Consider the following 26483-nt stretch of genomic DNA (forward strand, 5'->3'; position numbering starts at 1 on the left):
GCCCAGTCCCTCAGTTGAGCGTCTCGACGAAGCCGCGGACATTGTCGTCCTGCTCGAGCAGCCGGGTGCCTTCGGCGACAGTGAGCGTGGGGTGCGCCACGAACCAGCCTGCCGCGCCGATCTGGTACCCGACGATGAAGTCCTTAACCTCAGACGACTTGATGCCGGGCCAACCTTCGACGTTGCCGAAGAGGTAGTCCATCATCTCAGGGATCTTCGTGGCGAAGTCGTCGATGTAGGGGTCCCACTCGCCGTCGTAGGCCGTGGCGAACAGGAGCTTGGTGTCGTCGTCGAGGAAGACGAAACGCATGTTGTGGAGGGTGCCGACCTGTCCGGCTCCTGCGAGGTTGCCGTCGAGGAGACTGAAGAACTTCCGCAGGCGTTCCGCCCCACCGGGCTTGAGCGGCATGATCGCCGTCAGTTCGGAGACCTGGCCGCTCTTCAGCCCGATGCGTCCGGCCGGTGTGACCGCATGCGCGGCGATCTCCTCGCGGTCGGCCAGCATGAGGCCGACTTTGAGCTTCAAGGCGATCGCGGCGTCGCTCAGCTGCTCCTCGACGCGGGTGCGGATGCGTTCGGGAAGACTGCGGTACTGCGTTTCGAGTTCAGTGGTGGACATGGTCCTCTCCTTTCTCAGCTGTCGGACTGTCCGACACTCCAAACTTTACAAATGTAAAATTAAGGAGGCAAGTCGCGACGAGGATCCTCGGCGAACACTCAGCTCCAGCGGTATCGAGTGGGGGTTTGCTGGATGCGAACTCCAGTCGGAATCCGACCATTAAAGATTTACAGCTGTTAACATGGGAAGCAGGAGGTGGCATGGCTCAAAGGCCCGCACGGACAACACGGTCACGGACCGCGCTCGTCGAGGCGGTGTCGGCGCTCTTGGAGCAGGGCGACGGCACGAATGAGATCACGATCAGCGAAGTCGTCGCCCTCGCCGGGGTGAGCAGACCGACGTTCTACAAGAACTTCGATGACATCCCCGCGCTCGTGCGGGAGGCGGTGCGCAGCGGTCTCGCCGGTGCTTTCGACGCCATTCCCGAGGCGGCCCTGGGGGAGAGCTGGCTGGACTACGTCCGCGGAGTCTTCCACGGGATCCTCACCGATCTCGTGCGGCACTCGCGTTTCTACCTCGGCGCGCTCGACCTCGCAGAGACGGCGATCTCCAATGACTTCGTCACCTTCCTCGGCGACCATCTCCTCAACGTCTCGCCGATCGGGCCCGTCATCCGCCGTCGACCGGGGGCCTACACCGCACAGCAACGGGCGGAGTTCCTCGCGGCCGGGACCGTCTGGCATGTGCGCGCGTGGTTGCGCAGCGACCAGGCATCCGAGGCGTCGGTCGACGCCTTCGTCGACGAGATCGCCGCGCTGCTCCTGTCGGCGTCGGGAGCGACCGCCGAGGAGATCGCCAGGGCCGGGCTGGCGCGCTGAGGGCGGATCGGGCCGACTGTCGGTCGCTCCGATGCGGGTGCGCCTGCGTTCACCGCCGGCCGTGGGCGCTCAGTTGTGGCTGACGACGAGGTCGGGAAACGGGGGCAGCGCCGACCTCGCCATCTCGGATGCCTCGACCTCTGTGACCCCCAGCGCCATGAGGGCCCGTTGCGCCATCTCGTCCGCCGCGGCCTCGGCGTCGCTGCGAGGGTCGGCATCGAGCATCTGGAGCAGACCGAGCAGGATTCCTCCGGTGAGCATCAGGCCCGATTCGGCGTCCGGGATCGAGAACTGCCCGCTGTCGATTCCTCGTGCGATGTCCGCCTTCGCATCCGCTCGCAGCCCGCGCTCGGAGACGAGGATCGACGCCCCCGCGCTCAGAAGCACGCGGACGAGGTCGGGATGGCGTCGCTGGAGTCGTCCAGTCATCCGGAAGCTCGTGGCGAACGCGAGGGCGGGGTCGTCGATTCCGCCGACCGCGGCGTCACGCAGCCGAGCCCAGTCCTCGAGCGCCTCCTCGATAGCCGCTGTGAAGAGCGCGTCCTTCGTGGCGAAGTGGTTGTAGAACGACCCGTGCCCGACATCGGCCATTCTGGTCACTTCCTGCACGCTCGCTGCGGTTCGCCCATCCGCCAACATGCGCTGGGCCGCCGACACGAGCGCTGCGCGGGTGCGCTCCCGCTGAGTGTCCCGTCGTGTCCGGCCCACGCTCCACCTCGTTCGCTTCTCGGATGTTCCGACCCCGGCTCGGTCGCTGCTGGCCACTATCCTCCCAGATCGACGTAAGGGATCCCGGTCAAAAAACTTGACAATAATGTCAAACATGACAATAGTGTCAATTCAACGAGGGCGGGATCGCCTCCGTTGCTCAGCAAGGAGGCAGAGTGTCGACATCTCCAGGGGGTTCGCGTCCCGACAGCGTCACCGACGTCATCATCGTCGGTGCAGGGCCGGTGGGTCTGTGCACCGCTGTTCTCCTGAGCGCCTTCGGCGTCGATCGCATCCTCGTCGTCGAGCGCCATTCTGCGGCGTACCCGCTGCCTCGCGCGGTGCATCTGGACGCCGAGGTGTTCCGCATCCTCCAATCGGCGGGCGTGGCATCGGCCTTTCGTCGCATCAGTCGCCCCGCGTCAGGCCTGTGTCTCGTCGACCGCGCTCTCAACGTGTTCGCTCAGTTCGATCGGACGGTAGACGACGACGCCGGGATCCCGGAGGCGAACATGTTCGACCAACCCGAACTCGAGCGACTCCTCCGCGACCGCGTCGACCGGATGCCGAACATCGTGCTGGCTGAGGGGATCGAATTCCTCGGCGCCAGTGAAACTGAGGACTGGGTCCGCGTCGAGGTGAGGAATCGGGCCACCGGGGCGAGGGAAAGCCACCAGGGCGCCTACCTGGTCGGTGCGGACGGGGCGGCCAGTCGGGTCCGCGAGGTCATCGGTGCCGCGATGATCGATCGAGGTTTCAGGCAGAGGTGGCTCGTCGTCGACGTCGACATCTCGGGTGCGGTCGACACGTGGGACGGGGTCGACCAGGTCTTCGACGGCGACCGCCCGGGCACGTATATGCGCGTCATCGGCGACCGGCACCGCTGGGAGTTCCGGCTCTGGCCCGGTGAGACATCGGCCGACTTCTCCTCGGTGCGCGAACTCCGAGCGCTCATCGCCCCGTGGCTTCCCGACGTTCGCGACGAGGAGATCAGCATCGTGCGTTGCGCGGAGTACGAGTTCCATGCCCGTGTCGCAGACCGGTGGCGACTGGGTCGAACCTTCCTCACTGGTGACGCCGCCCATCTCACGCCGCCCTTCATCGGGCAGGGTCTCGGGTCCGGCCTGCGCGATGCCGCGAACCTCTCCTGGAAGCTCGCCTCGGTTCTCCGCACGGGGTCGGCTCGAATCCTCGCCACCTACGAGGACGAACGCCGACCCCATTCCACAGCGATGATCCGTCGTGCTGTGCTCATCGGGGTGGCCATGACGAACACTGCGTCGTTCGGTCGCCTCCTGCGCGAAGCGATCCTGCCCAGGGCCCACCGGCTCCCCGGGGTCGGCCAGCTCGCCTCGTCGGCCGCGACCCCACGTCTGCGGAGGAGTGCGCTCGTCCGCACGCGATTCGCCGGGCGGCTGCGGGGCCGCCTCGCTTCGCCCCAGATCTTCGACAACGCCTCCACGACGGGATACGGCCTCATGATCGGAGCGGCCGGCAGGCCGTTCATCCTGGTCAGGCCCGATGGGGTCATCGCGGTCGCGGCACGCACGCCCTCCGGCTTCTTCCGCCGTCTGCGGAGGTACGCCCGCGTAGCCCATGGTGCTCGTGTCGCGCACTCGTCGACTCCCGATGGTCCCGGGCGGTGGGTTGCGGAGGCCGAACGCCTGCTGAGCACCCCGGTTCACCGGGTCCCCGCCGTCGCAACGTCATCTCCCGAACCCACCCACCAGCATCCGCCTCAGTGTGCGCCGGTGCGCACCCGAACCAGGGCTGCCGGCTCGGCGACCCGGAAAGAAGATCACCATGTCAGTGAGGAATGCGCACGGCGCCGACCACAATGACCTGCATAGCGAGGAGGGCGCGCAGCGCGGGGAGCACCCCGGACGAAGCCGCAACCCGCTCATCAAGGTCCGCGGACTCGCGTGGCTGGAGTTCGCCAAACCCGACCTCGACCGGGCCGAGACCTTCGCACACGCTTTCGGGTTCTCCACCGCCTACCGGACCCGGGACACCCTCTACCTCCGCGGAGCCGCACCCGATCCGCCCTGCGTCATCGTGCGCCGCGGGCCGCGGACGAAGTTCCTCGGACCGGCCTTCACCGCGGCCGACGGTTCGGATGTGCTGCGCCTCGGCGACGCTCTCGGGCGCCCCCTCGAGCGCCTCGACACCCCACTGGATGGATTGGGGGTGCGAATGAAAGACCCGAGCGGCATGCCCCTGCGTGTCGTCGCCGACGTGACACCCCTTGCCGCCGAGGCGAGTGCCGAGGTGCACGACTTCAACTTCGGGCGCGCCCGCAACCGCGTCAACGCGACCCAGCGGCCACCCCGCGCACCCGCGCAGGTCCTGCGTTTGGGACACGTCGTCGTGATGAGCAATCGCTACCAGCGGGCCCTCCAGTGGTATCTCGACAATCTCGGCATGATCGTCAGCGACTTCCTCTACTACCCCGGACAGCGCCACCGCGGGCCGGTGATGAGCTTCATCCGCTGTGACCGCGGCGGCGAGGCCGCCGATCACCACACATTGGCGATGACGCTCGGACCGTCGAACAGGTACGTGCACTCGGCCTACGAGGTCACGGACTTCGACGCGGTTGAGGCGGGAGGCGAGTACCTCCTCGATCGCGGCTACGGACGCTCCTGGGGAGTCGGTCGACACATCCAGGGAAGTCAGATCTTCGATTACTGGCGTGATCCCGACGGCTTCCTCGTCGAGCACTATGCCGACGGTGATCTCTTCGACAGCTCTATGGATCCGGGGTGGGCGGCGATGACCGCCTCGGGGCTGTCGCAGTGGGGGCCTCGTGCCACCGCCGACTTCCTCGGGCTCGGAGTGCAGCGCGACACGTTGCAGATGCTGCGCGACACCATCATCTCGCTCTCGAGCTCGGACAACGAATTCGATCTCCGCAGGCTGCGCGGACTCCTCAAGGTGCCGAGGTCATGAGCGTGAACATCTACCGCACCGCCGAGGGCTGGTGGGCGGACGCCGTCTCAGGGGGTCGGATGGTCGGCCTCGGCTTGCCGTACGACTCGACCCGAGAGCTGCTCGACCAGCGAAGCGAGCTCGCGCACGCCATCGCCGAGGCGCGCGCGACGGACCGGGGTCTGATCGATCGCGAGGACCTCCGACTGCTCTCGCCAGTGACCCCGCCTTGCCGCGTCGTGGCGCAGATGACCAATTACGCGTCGCACGTGCGGGACTCGGGCATGGATCCCGCTACCGTGCCACTGACCTTCTTCCGCAAGGCATCGGGGTCCATTGCCGGGCCCGATGCCGATATTCGCCGACCCGCGCACGTGGAATACCTCGACTACGAGGTCGAGATCGGACTCGTGGTCGGGAGACCGATCCCCGTGGGGGCGACGATCGATCCGGACCACTGGGACCGCTGGATCGCCGGTGTCGTCACCGCGAACGACGTCTCTGCGCGTGACGTGCAGCTGCCCAAGACGCAGTTCTACGAGTCGAAGTCCTACCCGACCTTCACGCCCCTGGGGCCGGCCCTGACGCTCTTCGAGCCGGGTGACGCCCAGCGCTTCCGGGACCTGCGCCTGAGCTTGAGTGTCAACGGCGAGACCAGACAGGACTCGAGCGCCGCGGAGATGATCTATCCCCCTGCACAGGCTCTGCAGTCCCTGGCGCGGTTCCAGCGGTTGGACCCGGGAGACGTCGTCCTCACCGGAACACCGGGAGGCACGGCGCTCAAAGCGCCCGCCAAGATCGTCGAGATCCTTGGCTCGCTGCTCCCACCGAAGAGGAGGTGGCAGGCATTCTTCTCCGCACAGGCGAAGAACCCGCGCTACCTCCAGGACGGCGACCTCATCGAGGCGACCATCGCCACCGAGGACGGCGCCATCGACGCCGGTACGCAGCGGACGACTGTGCGCGTCGACCGATGACCGACCTACCTCACTCTGCAGTCCGTACCGCACCTCGCATCCGATTCGACAGACAAGGACCCACGATGAGCTCCACTGCCCCCACCGGCATCACCGGAATGACGGATATCGCAGCGATCGAAGCCGTGCCGCTGAGCGATCGCCGTCTGCCCGCGACCACCTATGAGATGCTCGCCGCCGGTGCGGCGATCAGTCCGGGTGCCCCCGCGCTCTCCTTCTTCCTCCGGTCCCGCGACTTCGCACGACCGACGGTCTGGACCCACGCGGGGCTGTTCGCAGAGATCACCCGGACGGCCAACGCCCTGCGCGCGCGAGGCGTCGGCCGTGAAGACGTCGTCGCCTTCGCGCTGCCCAACCTTCCGGAGACCCACTTCGTCATCTGGGGAGCCGAAGCCGCGGGCATCGCGTTCGCGATCAACCCGCTGCTGGAGACCGACCAGATCGCCCGGCTGCTGCGTGCTTCGGGGGCCTCACATCTCATCACGCTCGGCCCAAACCCAGGGTCCGACATCTGGGAGCGGGTCTCGACAGCGGCTCGTGACGTTCCCGGCCTGCGCAGCATCCTCACCGTCAGCGTCGCGCCGTATCTCGGCCCCGCTGCCCGGGTGGTCCTCCGCACTCGCGAGGTGCTGCAGCGCCGCTCGGCGGGATCGGTTCCCGTCGAGGACTTCCGTTGCGCCATCGCCGGGGCGAGAGACGACGCCCTCACCTTCGACCTGCCGGGGAGAGATGACATCTCGTCGTACTTCTGCACCGGAGGCACGACCGGGCTTCCGAAGATCGCCCGCCGCACCCATGGTTCCGAGGTGTTCGACAGCTGGGCGATGCAGACCTTCGTGCCCGGTGCCTTCGCGCCGCACCATGCGGTGTTCTGCGGACTGCCGCTCTTCCACGTCAACGGCCAGCTCGTGACCGGGCTGGCCCCGTGGTCGCAGGGGGCACACGTCGTGCTCGGCACACCGCAGGGCTACCGCGGCGAGGGTGTGCTGCCATCATTCTGGGACATCGCCGAGCACTACCGGGTGATCGCGTTCTCCGGAGTCCCGACCATCTACTCCACCCTGCTCGACCACCCCGTGGGAGTGAGTGACATCAGCTCCATCCGCTACGGACTCTGCGGCGCCGCACCTCTGTCGGAACACGTGTTCCGCCGGTTCGAGTCGACCACCGGAATCCGCATCCTCGAAGCCTACGGACTGACCGAAGGCGCATGCGTCTCCAGTGTCAACCCACCGACCGCCGCGGCGCGGATCGGGTCGATCGGCCTGCGCCTGCCCTATCAGCACATGCGCGCAGCCGTGCTCGGCACCGACGGCGGGTTCGACCGTTGGGCTCGCACCGACGAGGTGGGGGCCCTGCTCCTCAGTGGTCCCAACGTGTTCGCAGGTTATGCCGATCCTCGTCACGATGAGGGCGTCTGGTTCGACGCGGACGGCCGACAGTGGTTCAACACCGGGGATCTTGCGAGACAGGACGAGGACGGCTGCTTCTGGCTCACCGGGCGCGCCAAGGACCTCATCATCCGCGGAGGACACAACATTGATCCGCAGATCATCGAGGAGGTCCTCCATGCTCATCCGGCCGTCGCCGCGGCCGCGGCCATCGGACGTCCCGATACCCATGCCGGTGAGGTTCCCGTCGTCTACGTGCAGCTGTCTCAGGATGCCGAGGCCGCGGAGTCGGACCTGCTCGAATTCGCTCGCGCCAAGGTGCCGGAACGGGCAGCCCGACCCAGAGCCGTCCACATCATCGAGCAGTTGCCGACGACTGCGGTCGGCAAGATCTTCAAGCCGGCGCTCATCATGGCGGAGATCGAGTCTGTCATCGCTGAGGCCGCACGCCGGGTCGAGGTCACGCTGAGCGGTGTGACGGTCCATCAGGACGAGACCCGTGGCCTGATGGCTGAGATCACAGTGGCCGGTCAACCGGGTGACCTGAGCGGGGCGCTCGCCGGATACGGTTTCGCCTTCGAGGTTCGGACAACACCCTCGTCCTGATGCCCTCGCACTGACTGCTCCATGATCAGAGAGAATCGCACGTCTACGACCACGGTGAGTCGGCGCCGCACATGGTGCCCGAACCGCGGGAATACATCTGAAACCTTGACTGTTAAGATTTCAACAAGTTGCTTCAAAACTGAAGTTTCAACCACTGTAGGCTGGCCCCAACGGCCGGCCACAGAGACGAGGAGCAGTCATGGAATTCGGTATCTTCACCATCGGCGACGTCACCACTGACCCGACCGACGGCACCACAATCTCCGAGCGCCAGCGGATCAAGAACACGGTCGAGCTGGCGAAGAAGGCCGAAGAGGTCGGCCTCGACGTCTTCGCGACGGGACAGCACCACAACCCGCCGTTCGTCGCTCCCGCGAACCCGCCCGTGCTGCTCGCCAACATCGCCGCGCAGACCGAGAAGCTCCAGCTCTCGACCGCGACGACGCTCATCACGACGACGGATCCCGTCCGCATCGCCGAGGACTACTCGTACGCCCAGCACCTCGCGGACGGACGCCTCGACCTCATCATGGGCCGCGGCAACACCGGTCCCGTCTACCCGTGGTTCGGCAAGGACATCCGCGCCGGCATCCCACTGGCCGTCGAGAACTACAACCTCCTCTACCGTCTGTGGCGGGAGAAGAACCTCGACTGGGAGGGCAAGTTCCGCACTCCGCTCAACGGATTCACCGTCACCCCGTGGCCGCTCGACGACGTTCCGCCGTTCGTGTGGCACGGTTCGATCCGCAGCCCGGAGATCGCCGAACAGGCCGCGTACTACGGCGACGGCTTCTTCCACAACAACATCTTCTGGCCGACCTCGCACACCGCGCGGATGGTGCAGCTCTACCGTCAGCGCTACGAGTACTACGGTCACGGTCGTGCCGACCAGGCGATCGTCGGACTCGGCGGGCAGGTGTTCATGCGGAAGAACTCGCAGGACGCCGTCAAGGAGTTCCGTCCCTACTTCGACAACGCCCCGGTCTACGGCCACGGCCCCAGCCTCGAGGACTTCGCGAAGCAGACACCGCTGACCGTGGGATCCCCGCAGGAGGTCATCGAACGGACCCTGAGCTTCCGCGACTGGGCCGGCGACTACCAGCGTCAGATGTTCCTCATCGACCACGCGGGCCTGCCGCACAAGACCGTGCTCGAACAGCTCGACCTCCTCGGTGAGGAAGTCGTGCCGGTCCTGCGCAAGGAGTTCGCGAAGAACCGTCCCGCCGACGTGCCCGACGCCCCGACCCACGAGTCGCTCGTGCTGCGGCACAAGGAGGGCCGGGATCCGATCCCCGGCGGCGGACCCGGATCGCAGGCGTACAAGGATCGCGAAGCCCGCGCGGCCGAGGCCGAGCAGGCTCGCCAGGAAGCCGCGAAGGCCGACGCCGAGAAGAAGGCCGAAGCGGAGACAGGAGCGCAGACCGAATGAAGATCCTCGCAGTCACGACCTCGCTGAGCGAGGACTCGACGACGCAGAAGCTCAGCGATCGGATCGTCGATGCGGCCGCCTCGGCGGGCAGAGCCGCGGGCCTGACGGTCGAGACGGACCACATCAACGTCCGCAGCCTCAGCACCGCGCTCACGGACATGGCGCTCACCGGCTTCCGCTCCGAGGAGCTCGAGGAGGCCTATCGCAAGGTCGCCGAGGCAGACGCCATCGTCACCGTCACCCCGGTCTACAAGGTCGCCCCCGTCGGGCTGCACACGCTCTTCTGGCAGCTCATCGACGAGAAGGCACTGGCGGGCACGCCCGTGCTCATCGCCTCGACGGGCGGCACCTCGCGGCACTCGCTCGCCGGTGAGACGGCGATGCGTCCGATGCTGTCCTACCTCAAGGGCATCGTCGTGCCGACGACGGTGTTCGCCGCCACGGACGACTGGGGCAGTGCCGAGGGCGGACGCGCACTCAACTCGCGGGTCAGGCAGGCCGGGGAGGAGCTCGTGGCGCTGACCGCGTCGATCCGGGGTCTGACCGGCGGCGAGAGCGGCGAGGACGGGGAGGTCGACGGGAACGAAGGTCCCGACAGCCTCGCCCCGCATCGGATCACGATCGGGCGCGGGGAGAAGCGCGGCGTCGACGACGAGTTCGACCCGAACCGCATCACCCCGTTCGCGCAGCTGCTCGAGGGCTGACGATGAGTGAGACGACAGCCGCCCCGGTCATCCGGTTCGGGCGCGGCCGCGAAGAGCGCGCGCAGTGGGCGTGGCGGACGTACTTCGAGACGTCCCAGCGCATCCGCCAGGAGCTCGACGATCGCCTCAAGGAGCAGGCGGGGCTGACGGTCAGCGACTACAACGCCCTCCTGCTCCTGTGGGAGGCACCGGATCGGACGCTGACGATGGGGGCGCTGGCCAAGGGGCTCGTGTTCTCCCCGTCGCGGCTGAACTACCGGATCAAGGTCCTCGAGGACGCCGGTCTCGTCGAGAAGACGACGTGTGCCGATGATCGTCGGTCCCACAATGTCCGCCTCACCGAGGTGGGGGCCCGGCGGTTCCTCGACGCCGCCCGGCTGCATCGGCGGGCCATCGACGAGGTGGTCCTCTCGCAGGTCGGCGACGAGGAGCTCGAGGTCATCGGCACGGTGTTCTCCCGGATCGCCGCCGGCCTCGACTGAGGAAAGGCTCCCACTGCGTCATCGCGCGGTCGGACAGCACTGTCCGACCGCGCGTTCGCGTCGGGTGCGTGCCCGTCCGCATCCGACCGGCAAGCGGTCTTGCCTGCGGCCGTGAGGCCCGTGTCACAATGGCCGTATGACGATCACGACCATCGCGTTCCCCGATTCCGAACTCCGCAACCGCGTCATCGCGCGCATCCCCGCCCACCAGCGGGCCAACGTCGACCTGGTCGTCTACTCCGACAAGGAGAAGTCGGCGAAGCTGAGCAAGGACGATGTCGACGTCGTCGTCCTGCCGTACATGGATTCGGCGGGAACGATCGACCTCCTCGGCGAGCTGCCCAATCTTCGCCTCGTCATCACGCAGACGACCGGCTACGATCCCGTCGCCCACCTGCCCGAACAGGGCATCGAGGTGGCCACGGCGTCGGGTGTCCACACGGGCGGCACAGCCGAGCTCGCGCTCGCGCTGACCCTGGCGAGCCTGCGCGGGATCGACGATGCGGTGCGCAACCAGGTGTCGCGGACGTGGAATCACCAGCGCTACCGGTCGCTCCAGGATCGGCGCGTCATGGTCGTCGGAGTCGGTGAGATCGGGCGGGCGATCGCCGACCGGTTCGCCCCGTTCGAGGTCGAGCTCACCCGGGTGGGCACGACCGCCCGGGAAGACGACCACGGCGTCGTCCACGGTGTCGACGAGCTGCCCGAGCTGCTCCCGCACACCGACGTCGTCGTCCTCATCACGCCGCTGACGGATTCGACGCACCACCTCGTCGATGCCGAGTTCCTCAAGGCACTGCCGGACAACGCGCTCATCGTCAACGTCGCCCGGGGCAAGGTCGTCGACACCGACGCTCTCGTCGCGGAGCTGAACACCGGGCGCCTCCACGCCGCCCTCGACGTCATGGATCCCGAGCCGTTGCCGGAGAACCACCCGCTGTGGGGGACCCCGAACACGCTCATCACCCCGCACGTCGGCGGTGACACCTCGGCGTTCGAGCCGCGCGTGGTGAAGATCCTCGCCGAACAGGTGCGCCGGATCAACGACGGGGAGAAGCTGCTCAACGTCGTCGATCTCGACTGAGCGCGCGGGGGAGGAGGGGGTCCGGGGCGGCCCGAAACATTGATTCCACCATGCGAGAACCGCGCCGACGTATGCCGGACGGAAGCGTAGAGTGCCCCCATGAGCATTGATACCCCCACTTCAGCACCGGACATCAAACCGCGTTCCCGCGATGTCACGGACGGGCTCGAGAGCACCGCCTCGCGCGGCATGCTCCGCGCCGTCGGCATGGGCGACGAGGACTGGTCGAAGCCGCAGATCGCCGTCGCCTCGTCGTGGAACGAGATCACCCCGTGCAACCTCTCCCTCCAGCGCTTCGCCGGGGCCGCGAAGGAAGGCGTCCACGCCGCGGGCGGCTACCCGCTCGAGTTCGGGACGATCTCCGTCTCCGACGGCATCTCGATGGGCCATGAGGGCATGCACTACTCGCTCGTCTCGCGCGAGGTCATCACCGACTCGGTCGAGACCGTGATGAGCGCCGAGCGCCTCGACGGCTCCGTCCTCATGGCCGGCTGTGACAAGTCGATCCCCGGCATGCTCATGGCCGCCGCCCGCCTCGGACTCTCGAGCGTCTTCCTCTACAACGGCTCGATCATGCCGGGCACCGCGAAGCTCTCCGACGGCACGGAGAAGGAGGTCACGCTCATCGACGCCTTCGAGGCCGTCGGGGCGTGCCGGGCCGGGACGATCACCCGCGAGGACGTCGACGCCATCGAACGTGCCGTCTGCCCCGGTGAAGGAGCCTGCGGCGGCATGTACACCGCGAACACGATGGCCTCGGCCGCCGAGGCGATGGGGATGTCCCTGCCCGGATCGGCAGCGCCCCCGGCGATCCACCGCAACCGGATGATCTTCGCCCGCCAGTCCGGCGAGGCCGTCGTCGAACTCCTGCGCCGGGGGATCACGACGAAGGACATCATCACGAAGGAGTCGCTGCACAACGCGATCGCCGTCGTCATGGCCTTCGGCGGATCGACGAACGCCGTTCTCCACCTGCTGGCGATCGCGCACGAGGCGGGCGTCGAGCTCGAACTCGACGACTTCAACCGGATCGGCGACAAGGTGCCCCACCTCGGCAATGTCAAGCCCTTCGGCGAGTACGTGATGAACGACGTGTTCAAGATCGGCGGGGTGCCCGTCATCATGAAGGCCCTCCTCGATGCGGGTCTGCTCAACGGCGACTGCATGACGGTGACCGGCAAGACGGTGGCCGAGAACCTCGCCGCGATCAACCCACCGGACCCCGACGGGAAGATCCTCCGGGCGCTCAACAACCCGATCCACGCGACCGGCGGCCTCACGGTGCTGCGCGGATCGCTCGCCCCCGAGGGCGCGGTCGTCAAGTCCGCGGGCTTCGACGCCGACGTCTTCGAGGGCACCGCGCGCGTCTTCGACCAGGAGCAGCCGGCGATGGACGCGGTGCTCGGCGGTGAGCTGAAGAAGGGCGACGTCGTCGTCATCCGCTACGAAGGACCCAAGGGCGGGCCGGGGATGCGTGAGATGCTCGCGATCACCGGGGCCATCAAGGGCGCGGGCATCGGCAAGGACGTCCTCCTCATCACTGACGGCCGCTTCTCCGGGGGCTCGACCGGGCTGTGCATCGGTCACGTCGCCCCTGAGGCCGTCGACGGCGGGCCGATCGCCCTTGTCGAGGACGGGGACCGGATCACCGTCGACATCGCGGCACGCTCGATCGAGCTCCACGTCGACGAGGAGGTGCTCGCCGAGCGTCGCAAGACGTGGACGATCCCGGAGAACCACCGGCTCACCGGGGTGCTCGGCAAGTACGCGAAGCTCGTCCAGTCGGCGTCGACCGGAGCCGTCTGCGGCTGATGCGCATCGTCGTCCTCGACGACTACCAGGACGTCGCCCGGTCCTTCGCGGACTGGGCGACGCTGCCGGCTGACCTCACCGTCGTCACGCGTCCGGTCACCGGCACCGCTGACCTGGCAGCGCTGCTCTCCGGCGCCGAGGTGGTCGTCGCGATGCGTGAGCGCACCGTCTTCGACGCGCAGCGTCTGGCAGCCCTTCCCGACCTGCGGCTGCTCGTGACCACGGGAGCGGCGAACGCCTCGATCGACCTCGACGCCGCCCGTGCGCACGGGATCATGGTCTGCGGCACCGACGCCCCGCGGACGGCGACGCCGGAGCTGACGTGGGGTCTCATCCTCGCCGTGGCTCGCAGCATCCCCGCCGAGGATGCGCGGATGCGGGCCGGGGGATGGCAGGAGACGATCGGGGCGGACCTGGCCGGGTCCCGCCTCGGCGTCATCGGTCTGGGTCGGCTGGGATCGCGCGTTGCCCGCATCGGGCAGGCCTTCGGGATGGACGTCGTCGCGTGGAGTGCCAATCTCACGCCGGAGCGCGCCGCCGAGGTGGGGGTGCGTGCCGTGGGCCGGGAGGAGCTGCTGGAGACCTCCGACGTCGTGACGATCCACTACAAGCTCAGCGATCGCAGTCGTGGGCTTCTCGGGGCGAGCGAGCTCGCGCTGATGAAGGAGAGTGCGATCCTCGTCAACACCTCGCGGGCCGGGCTCGTCGACACTGCGGCGCTGACCGACGCGCTCGCAGCCGGAGCGATCCGCGGGGCGGGCCTCGACGTCTACGACGCCGAGCCGTTGCCCGCCGACCATGAGTTGCGCACGAGCCCGCGGACCGTGCTCACCCCGCACCTCGGCTACGTCACCGAGGGCACGTATCGGATCTTCTACCCGCAGGCGGTCGAGGACATCGCGGCGTGGATCGCCGGTGAGCCGATCCGTGTGCTGACGTAAAGGGCGCGGCGCCGCGCTGGGTGCCGGGGCAGCGAAATTCGTCGGCGTGAAGCCTTGCGTTCGAGCGCGCTCGAACTCGTAGCGTCGCTGTCATGAACTCACACATCGAGAACATCACAGCAGCGACGACAATGACGACTGAGGTCCGCGGGCCGTCCGAGCACCGGCGGCGCTGGGCGATCACCGGTGCCTCGCAGGGCTTCGGGCGGGCACTGACCGAGGAGGTGCTGGCGCGCGGGCACGATGCCGTCGTCGTTGTCCGCGACCCGGAGTCCCTGCAGGAGCTCAAGGCGGAATTCGGGGAGCGCCTCGCCGTCCTCACCGCGGATCTCCGTGATGAGACCGCCGTCGCCGAGGTGGGTGAGGCGCTGACCGACCTCGACGTCAATGTGCTCATCAACAATGCGGGGCGGGCGATCGTCGGTGCCGTCGAGGAGATCGGCCTCGGTGAGCTCAGGGAGCAGCTGGAGCTCAACTTCTTCGCCGCCGCCGCTCTCACCCGCGCCGTCCTGCCGCTCATGCGGGCGAAGGGCAGCGGGGCGATCGTGCAGATGAGCAGCCAGGGAGGGCGGGTGTCGTTTCCTGCGGCCGGGGCCTATTCGGCGAGCAAGTTCGCGCTCGAGGGCTGGTCGGAGGCATTGGCCGCCGAGGTGGGGCCGCTGGGCATCGGCGTGATGCTCGTGGAGCCCTCACGGTTCCGGACCGGGTTCAATACTGCGCATTCGCTGGGGATGACGTCGGAGACGGACGCCTATGCGGCGATCGTCGGACCAGCCCGCGCTGATCTCGCCGAGGTAGACGGCAGGCAGGAGGGAGACCCGGTCCGTGCGGCAGCGATCATCGTCGATCTGGTCGAGCCAAGTCTCGCAACCGACGGTGGGCTGCCCTTGCGTCTGCCTCTCGGCGCCGAGGCGGTGCGACGTCTGCGGGCGGCGTACAGTGGAAATGCGGCCGAGGTCGAGCGCCTGGCCGCCGTGGCGGAGAGCGCTGACTTTCCCGGCATGCGACCTTCACAGCGGGCGGTGTGAGCATGGCGACCGATGATCTCATGAGCCGGATCCTGGCGGACCTCGGAGATTTCGCCGAGATCGACGGGACGTTGCCCGTCGAGATCATCCACCGGATGGTCAACACCGGTGACGAGGCCGCTCCGCTGCCGATCGCGGAGATCTCCGAGCTGCTCGGCCTCTCTCCCCACACCCTGCGCTATTACGAGAGCAAGGGGCTCGTCGCGGTGAACCGGGACGCAGCCGGGCACCGTGTCTACGGCGCCGAGGCTCAGCGGCGGTTGGTGTTCCTCACTCGGATGCGGCTGTCTGGGATGCCCATGCGCGACCTCGCCCACTACGTCGACCTCGTCGAGGCGGGGGAGGCGACCGTTCCGGAGAGGCTCGACCTGCTCATCGAGCACCGCGACACGATCCGTCGCCGGATCCGCGAACTCACACTGTCGCTGGCGGCCACCGAATACAAGATCGCCGCTTACGGCGGTCGCACCGGTGACGTGCTCGGCGGGGATCACGCTGACGGTGTCGGCGTCGACGCTGAACACACTGCCGCCGATCCGAACTGACCTCACCAACGCAGAACGCGGGCGAAACGATTTCGCCCGCGTTCTCACGGTGCAGTGTTACCGACCCAAGCAGCCTCGGTGAGGTCAGTTCACGTCGGCGGGATCAGCGGAGACGCGGCCACCGTTCTCGAGCGCGTCGATGGAGGCCATCTCGGCGTCGGTGAGGGTGAAGTCGAAGACGTCGAAGTTCTGCGCCATGCGCTCACGGTTGTTCGACTTGGGGAAGAGGATGTGGCCGCGCTGCAGGTGCCAGCGGATGATGACCTGGGCCCACGACTTGCCGTGGGCCTCGGCGACCTCGCCGATCACGGTCGATGCGTAGTCGACGTTGCCCTGACCCAGCGGTCCCCAGGCTTCGATCTTGATGTCGTTCTCGGCCAGGAGGGGGCGGGTGTCGATCTGCTGGAACTGCGGGTGCAGCTCGATCTGGTCGACGGCCGGGATGATGCCGGTGTCGAGGATCTCCGGCAGGTAGCGGTAGTCGAAGTTCGACACGCCGATCGAGCGGGTGAGGCCCTCGTCGCGGTAGCCGGGGAACGCCTCCCAGGTCTCGACGGCGTTCTTCTGCGCCGGGGTCGGCCAGTGGATGAGGTAGAGGTTGACGTAGTCGAGTCCGAGCTTCGTCAGGCTCTCCTCGAGCGCGCGGCGCGATTCGGCGGCGCCGTGGCGGTCGTTCCACAGCTTGGTGGTGATGAAGAGCTCGTCGCGGGGGATGCCCGAAGCGGCCAGGGCGCGTCCGACGCCCTCTTCGTTGCCGTAGACAGCGGCGGTGTCGATGTGACGGTAGCCGACTTCGAGGGCATCGGTGACGATGCGCTCGGTCTCCTTGGGGTCGACCTTGAAGACGCCGAACCCGAGCTGCGGGATGGTCAAGCCGTCATTGAGGGTGAGATCTGGTACCGACATGGTGTCGCCTTTCGTCACGGATGATGGTCTGGTCGGCGCCCGGTGGGACGCCTCGACCCGAAGTCGCGCGCCGGTATCCGGCACACAACAGAGCGTACAACGACACTCACCGCCCGAATCATTCCCGAAATCTGGATGATTTCTCCGATTGCGCTGAGCGTGAATTCTCCGGCGCCGAGGCGGTCGTGCAGGCAGGGTGCATTGCCGCGTCAGCGCGGCCGGCGTTTCAGTCGGCGGTGGGCGGTCCAGTCCGCGGCCAGGATGTCAGTCTGCGAACACCGTGTGGACGTCGCCGGTGTGGGCGCGGCCGCCGAGATCGGTGAGCTCGAGGACGACTGCTGAGCCGACCACCTCGGCGCCGAGTTCGGTGACGAGAGCCTGCGCCGCGGTGAGCGTTCCGCCGGTGGCGAGGATGTCGTCGACGAGGAGGACCCGATCGCCGGGGCGCAGGACGTCGGGGGCTTCGATCGTCGCGGTGCCGTACTCGAGGGTGTAGGACACGGCCGCGGCGGGTTTGGGCAGTTTGCCGGCTTTGCGGATGGGGAGGATGCCCGCCCCGGTCTTCGCCGAGATCGCCCCGGCGAAGAGGAACCCGCGCGCCTCGAGTCCGCCGACGAAGTCGAAGTGGCCGACGAACGGGGCGATGAGCGCATCGGTGACGGCGTTGAACGCGGTGCCGTCGGCGAGCAGCGGAGAGATGTCGCGGAAGTTCACCCCGGGCTCCGGGTAGTCGGGGATCGAGGTGATGAGGGTCCGCGCGCGGTCGAGCTCTGCAGTCGTCACGGGTCAACTGTACTCGCGGCCGCTCGCTTCCCGTGGGCATCGCACGAGCGTATCCTCGTCGACACGGATCCGTTGCCGGGCGCCGTCTATCGTGGGACGTTGGGGCGGCGGCCGTGGAGAGGAGACGAGTTGGCCTCGCCGATCGATCCAGTCACGCTCGCCGAGGCGTTCGCGCAGGTGCCGCGGCACCGTTTCCTGCCAGCTGACCAGCAGGGCTGGTCGGGCAGCAATGTGCCGCTCGAGATCGGATGCGGGCAGACGAACTCGCAGCCGAGCACCGTCGCCGACATGCTCGCGCTTCTCGGCGTCGAACCGGGCGAGACCGTCCTCGATCTCGGGTCCGGTTCGGGATGGACGACCGCCCTCCTCGGCGCGCTCGTCGGACCCGGCGGCCATGTCCTCGGCATCGAGCGTCACCGGGAGCTCCTCGAGCGTTCCATCGCCGCCGTCGCCGGGCTCGACATCGACTGCCTCGAATTCGCCGAGGCGACGCCAGGAGTTCTCGGTCGACCCGAGCGCGCGCCCTTCGACCGCATCCTCGTGTCCGCCGGCGCCGATGAACTGCCCGACAGCCTCGTCGCGCAACTGTCCATCGGCGGAGTCATGGTCATCCCGGTCGCCGAGATGATGCTTCGCGTCGAACGCACGGGCGAGGCCGCCGGCGAGGTGACGATCACCCAGCACGGCCGCTACCGGTTCGTCCCTCTCATCACGGAGTGAGGCGGCGCGCACCGACGCGGTGAACCGACAAATACGCGGTCACACTCCACACGCGACGGCTCCGACGCGGTGAACCGACAAATACGCTCTGCGCTAACCGCGTATTTGTCGGTTGGGGGCGTCGGAGCGGAATGGGTCGCGAGCCAGCCGGTGGAGAGTGCCCGCGCGACTCGCGGCGCAATGCAGTTTGGACGCGATGTGTCTTATTGCCGGATGTTTATTGACGTTTGATGACCATAGGAGCAGAATGATGTCATGTATCAGGTGTTCACAACCGCCGACCTGAGACGTCTCGGCTGCTCCGACCGCGACGTCAGCGTGGCAGCCGACTGCTGCCTGGAGAGAATCGCTCGGGGGCGGTTCGCGGTCAAGCGCCGGTGCGACAACCCCCGGCACGCCCGGATCACGGAGGCAGTCACGCTCGGCGAGGCCGAATTGTTCGAGCAGGTGGGCGATGTGCGCGACGTGCTCGCTCGGGTCAAGGTCCTCATCCGCACCCGTGCCGATCTCGTCAACGGTCGGTCAGGTGAGTCGGGGCGCTTCGGCGTGGAGGTCTTCTCCCATCTGTCGGCCGCTCTGCTGTGGGACTTCACCATCGCGAAGATGGACAAGCCCTTCGTCGAAGTCATCCGGACCTCCACGAACAAGCGGCACGCCCACCTGTTCATACGACGGCGCGATGTTCCTCCAGGACAGATCGACCGCCTCGGCGATGTCGCCCTGACGACACGGGAGCGCACGCTCATCGATGTCGCCCGCGATTGCGACCTCGACATCAGCGTGCCCATGCTCGATGACGCGCTGCGTCGTCATGTCGTGACGCCCGACGGGCTCCGCGACGCCGCTGGGCAATGTCGCGAGACGCGCGGTCGATTCCGAGTCGCGGCGGCTCTCGACCTCGCCGATCCGCGGCGCGAGTCACCGGGAGAGTCGATCAGCGCCGTGAGGCTCCATGAGGTCGGCCTCACGGGATTCGAACCGCAGGTGGAGATCGTCGACGACCACGGTCGCTTCGTCGCTCGGGTCGATTTCCTCCACGCCGCATCGAAGACGATCCTCGAGTTCGACGGCCGGATCAAATACACGATCGACGACACGGATCCCCGTGACGCGTTCGACAAGGAGCGCGAACGGGAGCGGCAGCTGAGGGCTCTCGGCTACACGGTCGTCCGCATCTTCTGGAAGGACCTGTGGCGCCGGCGCCCGTTCACCGATCTGGCACGGCTCGTCAGCGCCCGCACGCCCGCGACACCGACGCGGTGAAGCGACAGTTACGCAGTCACACGTCGCGCGCGCCAGTCTTCGACGCGGTGAACCGACAAATACGCCGTTAGCCCCGGGCGTATTTGTCGGTTGGGGGCGTCGAAGACGGGCGGAGGTCGGCGCAGGGCGTATTTGTCGGTTGAGGGCGTCGGAGACGAGCCGGCGTCGGGCGTCGGAATCGAGCCGGCGTCGGCACGGGGCGTCGAACGCGGACGGGCCGTCGCGGCCCTCACACGAGGGTGTCGCGCCACGCGCGGTGGAGCTGCGCGAAGCGACCGGTGCCGGCGATGAGCTCCTCGGGCGTGCCGTCCTCGACGATGCGCCCGGCGTCCATGACGAGCACGCGGTCGGCGATCTCGACGGTCGAGAGCCGATGGGCGATGATGATCGCCGTTCTGCCCTCGAGCACCGTCGCAAGCGCCTTCTGCACAAGCCTCTCCGACGGGATGTCGAGGTGGGCGGTCGCCTCGTCGAGCACGACGACATCGGGATCGGCGAGGAACACCCGGGCGAACGACACGAGCTGCCGCTGGCCCGAGCTCAGCCGGCCGCCGCGCTTCTTCACGTCCGTGTCGTACCCGTCGGGCAGGCGGCGGATGTAGGGGTCGAGGCCCACCGCCTCGGCGGCCGCGACGACCTCGGCATCGCTGGCCTCCGGATTGCCGATGCGGATGTTGTCGGCGATCGTGCCGGCGAAGAGGAACGACTCCTGCGTGACCATGACGACGCTCGAGCGCAGCTCCGCGTCATCGAGGTCGCGCAGGTCGACTCCGTCGAGGGACACCGTGCCCTCCGAGGGATCGTAGAACCGCGTGACGAGCTTGACGAGCGTCGACTTGCCCGCCCCCGTGGCGCCGACGAGCGCGACGATCTGCCCCGCCGGGATCGTCAGGTCGAAGCGGGGGAGGACGTCGGGGCCGTCGGCGTAGGCGAAGCGGACGTCCGTGAGGTCGATCGACCGTCCCGTCGCCGAGGCGGCTGACCCTTCCGTGCCGACCGCGACCGCGGCCGCAGCTCCGGCGGTACCCCCGGCCCCCGTGTGCGCGGGCAGGGGGGTGGGCTGGGCCGGTGCCGGGACGCCGGGATCCGTGTCGAGGACGGCGGCGATCTTCTCGAGCGCCGCCGACGCCGACTGGTAGAGGTTGAACGACTGCACGAGCTCGTCGAGCGGACCGTAGAACCGGCGCAGATAGAGGATGAACGCGGCGAGCACGCCGATCTGCGTCCACCCCTCGATGACGAGCCACGCGCCGACGACGATGATGACCGTCTGCGTGACGTTGCCGACGAGCCGCGTCCACCCGGCGAACCACGCGACTCCGCGCAGCGCATCGGTGTTGGCGTCTCGGTACGCCGAGTCCTGCTCGCGCAGGGTGCCGCGACGGTCGGGCTGGCGCCGGTAGGCCTGGACGGCGCGGATGCCGCCCATCGTCTCGACGAAGTGGACGATGACCTTCGCGATCGACGTCCGGGTGCGCCGGTACGCCCCGCGCTGCGTCTGGTGCGCGGCCTTCGTGATGAAGAACAGCGGGATGAACCCGGCGAACACGACGATCGCCAGGGGCACATCGAGGACGATGAGGGTGATCGCGATGAACACCATCTGGAGCAGCGCGAGCGCGGTCTCGAACAGCGAGTAGGAGAGGAACTGCTGGACCGACTCCATGTCCGAGGTCTGCCGGGACACGAGCCGCCCCGACGTCGATTTCTCGTGATACCCCAGGTCAAGGCGCTGAACATGGGTGAACACGCGCTGCCGCAGGGTGAAGATGATCTTCTGCGCGGTGATGCCGACGAGCCGCGTCGCCGTGAACGCGAGCACCGCCGAGGCGACGGCGGAGGCGACGAAGAGCGTGATCGCCCGCGTCAGCGCCGTCGGGTCGCCGGCGACGGCCTGCGGGATGCCGGTGTCGAGGGCGTCGGCGATGAAGATCGGCCCGATGACGAGGGTCGCCGAGGTGAGGACGACGATGACGAGGAGGAGGACGGCCATCGGCAGGTGGGGACGCACGAGCGAGAAGAGCAGCGCCCGCGCCTTGGCCGCGATGTCCGGCGGCAGCTCCTCGACTCCGTCGTCCTGTGCCAGGCGCGGCGCGCTCATGCCGGGCCCCCTTCCGTCGGACGGTTCCCCGCCGAGGCGGTCGCTCCCTCGCCGCGCGCCGAGGCGGTCGCCTGCATCCCGGCTCCCATGAGTTCGCGGTAGAGCGGGGAGGTCTCGAGCAGCTCCTCATGCGTGCCCTGTGCGACGATGCGGCCCTCGTCGAGGACGGCGACGACATCGGCGAGCGCGGCCGTCGACGGCCGGTGGGCGATGATGAGCGTCGTCGAATCGGGCAGGATCTCCCGCAGCTTCAGCTGCACGCGGTCCTCGGTGTCGACGTCGACGGCCGAGAGCGGGTCGTCGAGGACGAGGATGCGCGGCTTGCCGATGACCGCACGGGCCAGGGCGAGGCGCTGCCGCTGTCCGCCGGAGAGGGAGAGCCCCTGCTCGCCGACCTGCGTGTCGAGTCCCTCGGGCAGACGGGAGACGAAGTCGTTCGCCGCGGTGATCTCCAGGGCCTGCCACACGGCATCGTCGTCGGAGCCCGGGGCGCCCATGACGACGTTGTCGCGGACGCTGGCGGAGAAGAGGATCGGATCCTCGAAGGAGACGGAGACGAGATGGCGCAGTTCGTTGACCGGCAGGTCGCGGATGTCGACGCCGTCGATGCGCACGGCCCCGCCGGTGACGTCCTGGAGTCTCGGCACGAGCGAGGCGAGCGTCGTCTTGCCCGAGCCGGTCGTGCCGACGAGCGCGAGCGTCTGCCCGGGTTCGATCGTGAGGTCGAGGCCTGCGAGCGTGAGGCGGTCCGTGTCGGAGAAGTGGAAGTCGACGTCGTCGAAGACGAGCTCCCCGCGGTGGCGACCGACATCGGGGTCGTCGTCGATGCCGCCTGCGGCATCGGTGATGTCGTGGCGGATGTCGATGACCTCCCAGTAGCGGCCGGCCGCGGTGATCGACATGATGGCATCGGCGAGGAGGAAGCCGAGCATCTCGATCGGCATCCGCAGGACCATGGAGATCGTCACCCCGGCGACGACGGTGCCGATCGTCGTCCAGCCCTGGACGACGCCGAAGGTCCCGATGCCGACGATCGCGGCCTGGGCGAGGGTGGGCAGGAGGATGAGGACGCTCCAGAACCACGAGTCGAGCTTCGCCTTGCGGACCTCGAGGCGCTGGAACTTCCGCGACAGGACGGAGAAGCGCTCGGCGGCCCACGGCGAGCGGCCGAAGGACTTGAGGATCCGGATGCCCTGGATCGACTCCTCGACATCGGTCGTGATCTCACCGACGGCGTCCTGGGACTGCCGCGAGGTCTCCCGATACCGCCGTTCGAACATCGCCACGGCGAGGATCGTCGGCACGGCCATGACGAGCATGATGAGGCCGAAGACCGGCTGGAGGACGGTGAGCATGATCGTGCCGACGATGATGACGATCGGGGTCGCCAAGAGGAACGGCAGTCCGAAGGCGAAGAACCGCCGCAGCTGCGAGAGGTCGTTGGTCGCGCGCGAGAGCAGCTGGCCCGACTCCCATGAGTCGTGGATCGCCACCGAGGTGTACTGGAGTCGGTCGAAGAGGCGGGCGCGCCAGCGGATCTCCCACGTCGAGACCACGGGTGCGACGATCATCCGCCGCGCCCACAGCGCGACCGCCTCGGCGATGCCGATGCCGAGGACTCCGAGCACGGGCAGCCACAGACCTGAGAGATCACCCGAGGTGATGGGGCCGTCGATGATGTACCCGGTGATGACCGGGACGATGAGCTGGATGCCGTTCGCGAGCAGGGTGAGGACGAGAACGACGAGGTAGATGCCGATCCGCGCTCGCAGATCGGGCCAGAAGCGTAGAAGGGGGCGCACGAACATCAAGCCTAGTCCGCGGTTACTCCCGCGTCCATGGTGCTCTGAAGTGGAGTTTCACTGATCAGGTGAGAGAACGGCCCCTGCTCGCCGAGGCGGTCGATCTCATCCATCAAACGCCATTGATCCCGAATCGCGAGACGATCGTTTCTGCCGTTTGACACTCCCGGTGGGGCGGTGAACCATTGAGGCATGACTCACCTTCTCGTCGTCGTCATTAGCCAGCGCGCGGATCATCCGTAGCCTGTCAGTACGACACGTTCCGCGCGCCCCTACCGACACCGGAGGGGCTTTTTTCATGCAGGGACGAAACGCGAGCGGGTCAACCCAGGAAGGATACGACACGATGGCAGCCACGCCCTCGGCTCAGAAGGCGGCCGCCGGGACTGCGCAGAGCGCACCCCCGGTGACCGCGACCCCGACCAGCATTCGGCGATCCTCGGCGCCGGAGGTACTCACCGGCGCGCAGGCGATCGTCCGCAGCCTTGAGCGCCTCGGCGTCGACACCGTCTTCGGGCTTCCCGGCGGCACCATCCTTCCGACCTACGACCCGCTGCTCGAGACCGACAAGATCCGCCACATCCTCGTCCGCCACGAACAGGGCGCCGGCCATGCCGCCGAGGGCTACGCGTCCGCCTCGGGCCGCCTCGGCGTGTGCATCGCGACCTCGGGACCCGGGGCGACGAACCTCATCACCGCGCTCGCCGACGCCCACATGGACTCCGTGCCACTGCTCGCGATCACCGGTCAGCAGAGCTCGAAGCTGCTCGGCACCGACGCCTTCCAGGAGGCCGACATCGTCGGCATGACGATGCCGGTGACGAAGCACAGCTTCCTCGTCACGAAGGCCGAGGACATCCCCGCCGCGATACTGAACGCCGCGCACATCGCCACGACCGGCCGTCCCGGACCCGTCCTCGTCGACATCACGAAGGACGCGCAGACCGGTGAGGCCCCGTTCGTCTGGCCCGAGGAGCCGCAACTGCCCGGCTACCGGCCCATCCTCAAACCCCACGCGAAGCAGATCCGCGAGGCCGCGCGCCTCATCAGCGAGGCGCAGCGTCCCGTGTTCTACATCGGCGGCGGCGTCATCCGCTCCGAGGCGGAGAAGGAGCTGCTCAAGCTCGCCGAGGCGACGAACATCCCCGTCGTCACCACGCTCATGGCCCGCGGCGCCTTCCCCGACTCCCACCCGCTCCACCTCGGGATGCCCGGCATGCACGGCAGCGTGCCGGCCGTCGCGGCCTTCCAGAAGTCCGACCTGCTCATCGCCATCGGTGCCCGCTTCGATGACCGGGTGACCGGCAACCTCGATTCGTTCGCGCCCGACGCCCAGGTCATCCACGCCGACATCGACCCCGCTGAGATCGGGAAGAACCGCGCGGTCGAGGTCGCGATCGTCGGCGACGCCCGCGAAGTGCTCTCGGAGATCCTCACCGAGCTGCGCGGCAGGTTCCCTGAGGCCCTCGAGCGGCAGCGCGAGCCGTGGTGGCGGTTCCTCCGGCGCCTCAAGCAGACGTACCCGCGCGGGTACTCCTCCCACGGCGAGCTCTGCGATCCGCAGTACGTCATCTCTCGCATCTCCGCCCTCACCGGCCCCGAGGCGGTCTATGCGGCCGGCGTGGGCCAGCACCAGATGTGGGCTGCCCAGTTCGTCGACTTCGAACGCCCCCGCTCGTGGCTCAACTCCGGCGGGCTCGGCACGATGGGCTACTCCGTGCCCGCCGCGATGGGCGCGAAGGCCGCCGAACCCGACCGTGTCGTGTGGGCGATCGACGGCGACGGCTGCTTCCAGATGACGAACCAGGAGCTTGCGACCTGCGCGCTCAACGACATCCCCATCAAGGTCGCGATCATCAACAACTCCTCCCTCGGCATGGTGCGGCAGTGGCAGACGCTCTTCTACGACGGCCGCTACTCGAACACCGACCTCAACACCGGGCACGAGACGATCCGGATCCCCGACTTCGTCAAGCTCGCCGAGGCGTACGGCTGCTTCGCGCTGCGCGTCGACAGCAATGACGCGGTCGATGCCGCGATCGAGAAGGCGCTCGAGATCAACGACCGACCCGTCGTCCTCGACTTCACCGTCCCGCCCGATGCCATGGTGTGGCCGATGGTCGCCGCCGGAGTCTCGAACGACGAGATCCAGTACGCCAACGGCATCCGTCCGGACTTCGAGGACGAGGGTGAGGAGCAGGCCGAAGCGGCCATCGCCGAGGCCGCGGCCGGTGAAGACGGAACGGTGCGCTCCGTGGCGCAGATCGAAGGAGGCCTGGAATGAACAACCGGCACACGCTCTCAGTCCTCGTCGAGAACAAGCCCGGTGTGCTCGCGCGTCTCACCGGACTCATCGCCCGCCGCGGCTTCAACATCCACAGCCTCGCCGTCGGGGTGACCGAGCACGATGAGCTCTCGCGCATCACCGTCGTCGTCGACGTCCGCGACGTCGCCCTCGAGCAGGTGACGAAGCAGCTGAACAAGCTCGTCAACGTCATCAAGATCGTCGAGCTCGAACCGGCGGCGTCGGTGCGCCGGGCCCACGTCATCTACAAGGTCAAGGCCAATGCGGCGACCAGGCCGCAGGTCGCGGCCGCCGTCGAGATGTTCCGCGCCTCGATCGTCGACGTCTCCACCGACTCGGTGAGCGTCGAGGCCACCGGTGAACTCGACAAGGTCGAAGCCCTCCGCGAAGTCCTCGAGCCCTTCGGGATCAAGGAGATCGTCCAGTCCGGCGTCGTCGCCGTGGGACGCGGACCGAAGTCGATCACCGACCGCGCCCTGCGCAACTGAGACGCCCTGCGCAACTGAGACGGCCGGCGTTCCACGCCGTGGA

23 protein-coding genes are annotated in these 26483 nt (G+C 67.9%); 17 read left to right on the forward strand and 6 right to left on the reverse strand.

Translation table 11 applies throughout. The annotated features are described in order from the left end of the window. Positions 1 to 10: 10 nt before the first annotated feature. Entirely contained in the window at positions 11 to 619 is a 609-nt protein-coding gene (locus tag FJ887_RS05325) for a hypothetical protein (RefSeq protein ID WP_137826566.1), read from the reverse strand. A gap of 200 nt (positions 620 to 819) precedes the next feature. Between FJ887_RS05325 and FJ887_RS05330 the strand changes: the two genes are divergently transcribed. Beyond that, positions 820 to 1437 carry a TetR/AcrR family transcriptional regulator gene (locus tag FJ887_RS05330; RefSeq protein WP_137826565.1) on the forward strand — a complete coding sequence of 206 codons (618 nt, stop codon included), beginning with the start codon at positions 820 to 822 and terminating at the stop codon, positions 1435 to 1437. Positions 1438 to 1506: 69 nt separating this feature from the next. On the opposite strand, the gene FJ887_RS05335 is transcribed toward FJ887_RS05330, so the two are convergent. Then, a complete protein-coding gene (locus FJ887_RS05335; RefSeq protein ID WP_140954617.1) occupies positions 1507 to 2262 on the reverse strand; it encodes a TetR/AcrR family transcriptional regulator in 756 nt (251 codons plus the stop codon). 59 nt (positions 2263 to 2321) lie between these two features. On the opposite strand from FJ887_RS05335, the gene FJ887_RS05340 reads away from it, so the two are divergent. The 12 genes from FJ887_RS05340 to FJ887_RS05395 all read left to right on the forward strand — a co-directional run bounded on the left by FJ887_RS05340 (position 2322) and on the right by FJ887_RS05395 (position 16072). Next, positions 2322 to 3986 (forward strand): bifunctional 3-(3-hydroxy-phenyl)propionate/3-hydroxycinnamic acid hydroxylase, encoded by a 1665-nt coding sequence (locus FJ887_RS05340; RefSeq protein ID WP_181365592.1) that lies wholly within the window; start codon positions 2322 to 2324, stop codon positions 3984 to 3986. Beyond that, the gene (locus FJ887_RS05345) at positions 3949 to 5094 is read left to right on the forward strand and encodes a VOC family protein (protein ID WP_137826562.1); all 1146 of its coding nucleotides are present in this window, start codon (positions 3949 to 3951) and stop codon (positions 5092 to 5094) included. Before FJ887_RS05340 ends, FJ887_RS05345 begins: the two co-directional genes overlap by 38 nt. Then, positions 5091 to 6050: a fumarylacetoacetate hydrolase family protein gene (locus FJ887_RS05350; protein WP_137826561.1), complete on the forward strand. Its 960-nt coding sequence runs from the start codon at positions 5091 to 5093 to the stop codon at positions 6048 to 6050. Before FJ887_RS05345 ends, FJ887_RS05350 begins: the two co-directional genes overlap by 4 nt. 65 nt (positions 6051 to 6115) lie before the next feature. Continuing rightward, a complete protein-coding gene (locus tag FJ887_RS05355; protein WP_140954614.1) occupies positions 6116 to 8047 on the forward strand; it encodes an acyl-CoA synthetase in 1932 nt (643 codons plus the stop codon). A 199-nt stretch (positions 8048 to 8246) separates the two neighbouring features. After that, a complete protein-coding gene (locus tag FJ887_RS05360) occupies positions 8247 to 9476 on the forward strand; it encodes an LLM class flavin-dependent oxidoreductase (RefSeq protein WP_140954612.1) in 1230 nt (409 codons plus the stop codon). Further along, entirely contained in the window at positions 9473 to 10180 is a 708-nt protein-coding gene (locus FJ887_RS05365; protein WP_140954610.1) for a CE1759 family FMN reductase, read from the forward strand. Before FJ887_RS05360 ends, FJ887_RS05365 begins: the two co-directional genes overlap by 4 nt. 2 nt (positions 10181 to 10182) lie before the next feature. Next, complete coding sequence (locus FJ887_RS05370; RefSeq protein ID WP_137826557.1) at positions 10183 to 10662, forward strand: MarR family winged helix-turn-helix transcriptional regulator; 480 nt, start codon at positions 10183 to 10185, stop codon at positions 10660 to 10662. Positions 10663 to 10798: 136 nt separating this feature from the next. After that, complete coding sequence (locus FJ887_RS05375; RefSeq protein WP_140954608.1) at positions 10799 to 11746, forward strand: 2-hydroxyacid dehydrogenase; 948 nt, start codon at positions 10799 to 10801, stop codon at positions 11744 to 11746. Positions 11747 to 11845: 99 nt separating this feature from the next. Next, positions 11846 to 13558: a dihydroxy-acid dehydratase gene (gene ilvD / locus FJ887_RS05380; protein WP_140954607.1), complete on the forward strand. Its 1713-nt coding sequence runs from the start codon at positions 11846 to 11848 to the stop codon at positions 13556 to 13558. Beyond that, positions 13558 to 14499 (forward strand): D-2-hydroxyacid dehydrogenase family protein, encoded by a 942-nt coding sequence (locus tag FJ887_RS05385; RefSeq protein WP_140954605.1) that lies wholly within the window; start codon positions 13558 to 13560, stop codon positions 14497 to 14499. Before ilvD ends, FJ887_RS05385 begins: the two co-directional genes overlap by 1 nt. Before the next feature lie 92 nt (positions 14500 to 14591). Next, positions 14592 to 15527: an SDR family NAD(P)-dependent oxidoreductase gene (locus FJ887_RS05390; protein WP_250786161.1), complete on the forward strand. Its 936-nt coding sequence runs from the start codon at positions 14592 to 14594 to the stop codon at positions 15525 to 15527. 2 nt (positions 15528 to 15529) lie between these two features. After that, a complete protein-coding gene (locus tag FJ887_RS05395; protein ID WP_140954603.1) occupies positions 15530 to 16072 on the forward strand; it encodes a MerR family transcriptional regulator in 543 nt (180 codons plus the stop codon). An 84-nt stretch (positions 16073 to 16156) separates the two neighbouring features. Here FJ887_RS05395 and FJ887_RS05400 read toward each other — a convergent pair whose 3' ends face one another. Together FJ887_RS05400 and FJ887_RS05405 are read right to left on the reverse strand one after the other, a co-directional pair. After that, positions 16157 to 16978, reverse strand: coding sequence for an aldo/keto reductase (locus FJ887_RS05400; protein ID WP_140954602.1), 822 nt, complete (start codon positions 16976 to 16978; stop codon positions 16157 to 16159). A 264-nt stretch (positions 16979 to 17242) separates the two neighbouring features. Continuing rightward, positions 17243 to 17761 (reverse strand): adenine phosphoribosyltransferase, encoded by a 519-nt coding sequence (locus tag FJ887_RS05405; protein ID WP_140954601.1) that lies wholly within the window; start codon positions 17759 to 17761, stop codon positions 17243 to 17245. A 129-nt stretch (positions 17762 to 17890) separates the two neighbouring features. Between FJ887_RS05405 and FJ887_RS05410 the strand changes: the two genes are divergently transcribed. Both FJ887_RS05410 and FJ887_RS05415 read left to right on the forward strand, forming a co-directional pair. Continuing rightward, positions 17891 to 18481, forward strand: coding sequence for a protein-L-isoaspartate O-methyltransferase family protein (locus tag FJ887_RS05410; RefSeq protein WP_250786162.1), 591 nt, complete (start codon positions 17891 to 17893; stop codon positions 18479 to 18481). A 255-nt stretch (positions 18482 to 18736) separates the two neighbouring features. Next, positions 18737 to 19744 (forward strand): PDDEXK family nuclease, encoded by a 1008-nt coding sequence (locus FJ887_RS05415; RefSeq protein WP_137826550.1) that lies wholly within the window; start codon positions 18737 to 18739, stop codon positions 19742 to 19744. 229 nt (positions 19745 to 19973) lie between these two features. Here FJ887_RS05415 and FJ887_RS05420 read toward each other — a convergent pair whose 3' ends face one another. Together FJ887_RS05420 and FJ887_RS05425 are read right to left on the reverse strand one after the other, a co-directional pair. Beyond that, a complete protein-coding gene (locus FJ887_RS05420; RefSeq protein ID WP_140954600.1) occupies positions 19974 to 21845 on the reverse strand; it encodes an ABC transporter ATP-binding protein in 1872 nt (623 codons plus the stop codon). After that, positions 21842 to 23653 (reverse strand): ABC transporter ATP-binding protein, encoded by a 1812-nt coding sequence (locus FJ887_RS05425; protein ID WP_140954598.1) that lies wholly within the window; start codon positions 23651 to 23653, stop codon positions 21842 to 21844. The genes FJ887_RS05420 and FJ887_RS05425 overlap by 4 nt, the downstream gene beginning before the upstream one ends. Before the next feature lie 340 nt (positions 23654 to 23993). Here FJ887_RS05425 and FJ887_RS05430 point away from each other — a divergent pair, with 340 nt between their 5' ends. Both FJ887_RS05430 and ilvN read left to right on the forward strand, forming a co-directional pair. Then, a complete protein-coding gene (locus FJ887_RS05430; protein ID WP_140954597.1) occupies positions 23994 to 25931 on the forward strand; it encodes an acetolactate synthase large subunit in 1938 nt (645 codons plus the stop codon). Then, complete coding sequence (gene ilvN / locus FJ887_RS05435) at positions 25928 to 26440, forward strand: acetolactate synthase small subunit (RefSeq protein ID WP_137826546.1); 513 nt, start codon at positions 25928 to 25930, stop codon at positions 26438 to 26440. Before FJ887_RS05430 ends, ilvN begins: the two co-directional genes overlap by 4 nt. Positions 26441 to 26483 lie beyond the last annotated feature (43 nt).

Origin of the sequence: Brevibacterium sp. XM4083 (assembly GCF_006489205.2) — a bacterium.
In the GTDB taxonomy this organism is placed as follows: domain Bacteria; phylum Actinomycetota; class Actinomycetes; order Actinomycetales; family Brevibacteriaceae; genus Brevibacterium.

What these genes read in the sequence shown, in the direction of transcription:
- FJ887_RS05325 (WP_137826566.1), bottom strand. Translation starts at nt 619, where the DNA reads ATGTCCACCACTGAACTCGAAACGCAGTACCGCAGTCTTCCCGAACGC.
- FJ887_RS05330 (WP_137826565.1), top strand. Translation starts at nt 820, where the DNA reads ATGGCTCAAAGGCCCGCACGGACAACACGGTCACGGACCGCGCTCGTC.
- FJ887_RS05335 (WP_140954617.1), bottom strand. Translation starts at nt 2,262, where the DNA reads ATGTTTGACATTATTGTCAAGTTTTTTGACCGGGATCCCTTACGTCGA.
- FJ887_RS05345 (WP_137826562.1), top strand. Translation starts at nt 3,949, where the DNA reads ATGTCAGTGAGGAATGCGCACGGCGCCGACCACAATGACCTGCATAGC.
- FJ887_RS05350 (WP_137826561.1), top strand. Translation starts at nt 5,091, where the DNA reads ATGAGCGTGAACATCTACCGCACCGCCGAGGGCTGGTGGGCGGACGCC.
- FJ887_RS05355 (WP_140954614.1), top strand. Translation starts at nt 6,116, where the DNA reads ATGAGCTCCACTGCCCCCACCGGCATCACCGGAATGACGGATATCGCA.
- FJ887_RS05360 (WP_140954612.1), top strand. Translation starts at nt 8,247, where the DNA reads ATGGAATTCGGTATCTTCACCATCGGCGACGTCACCACTGACCCGACC.
- FJ887_RS05365 (WP_140954610.1), top strand. Translation starts at nt 9,473, where the DNA reads ATGAAGATCCTCGCAGTCACGACCTCGCTGAGCGAGGACTCGACGACG.
- FJ887_RS05370 (WP_137826557.1), top strand. Translation starts at nt 10,183, where the DNA reads ATGAGTGAGACGACAGCCGCCCCGGTCATCCGGTTCGGGCGCGGCCGC.
- FJ887_RS05375 (WP_140954608.1), top strand. Translation starts at nt 10,799, where the DNA reads ATGACGATCACGACCATCGCGTTCCCCGATTCCGAACTCCGCAACCGC.
- ilvD (WP_140954607.1), top strand. Translation starts at nt 11,846, where the DNA reads ATGAGCATTGATACCCCCACTTCAGCACCGGACATCAAACCGCGTTCC.
- FJ887_RS05385 (WP_140954605.1), top strand. Translation starts at nt 13,558, where the DNA reads ATGCGCATCGTCGTCCTCGACGACTACCAGGACGTCGCCCGGTCCTTC.
- FJ887_RS05390 (WP_250786161.1), top strand. Translation starts at nt 14,592, where the DNA reads ATGAACTCACACATCGAGAACATCACAGCAGCGACGACAATGACGACT.
- FJ887_RS05395 (WP_140954603.1), top strand. Translation starts at nt 15,530, where the DNA reads ATGGCGACCGATGATCTCATGAGCCGGATCCTGGCGGACCTCGGAGAT.
- FJ887_RS05400 (WP_140954602.1), bottom strand. Translation starts at nt 16,978, where the DNA reads ATGTCGGTACCAGATCTCACCCTCAATGACGGCTTGACCATCCCGCAG.
- FJ887_RS05415 (WP_137826550.1), top strand. Translation starts at nt 18,737, where the DNA reads ATGTATCAGGTGTTCACAACCGCCGACCTGAGACGTCTCGGCTGCTCC.
- FJ887_RS05420 (WP_140954600.1), bottom strand. Translation starts at nt 21,845, where the DNA reads ATGAGCGCGCCGCGCCTGGCACAGGACGACGGAGTCGAGGAGCTGCCG.
- FJ887_RS05425 (WP_140954598.1), bottom strand. Translation starts at nt 23,653, where the DNA reads ATGTTCGTGCGCCCCCTTCTACGCTTCTGGCCCGATCTGCGAGCGCGG.
- FJ887_RS05430 (WP_140954597.1), top strand. Translation starts at nt 23,994, where the DNA reads ATGGCAGCCACGCCCTCGGCTCAGAAGGCGGCCGCCGGGACTGCGCAG.
- ilvN (WP_137826546.1), top strand. Translation starts at nt 25,928, where the DNA reads ATGAACAACCGGCACACGCTCTCAGTCCTCGTCGAGAACAAGCCCGGT.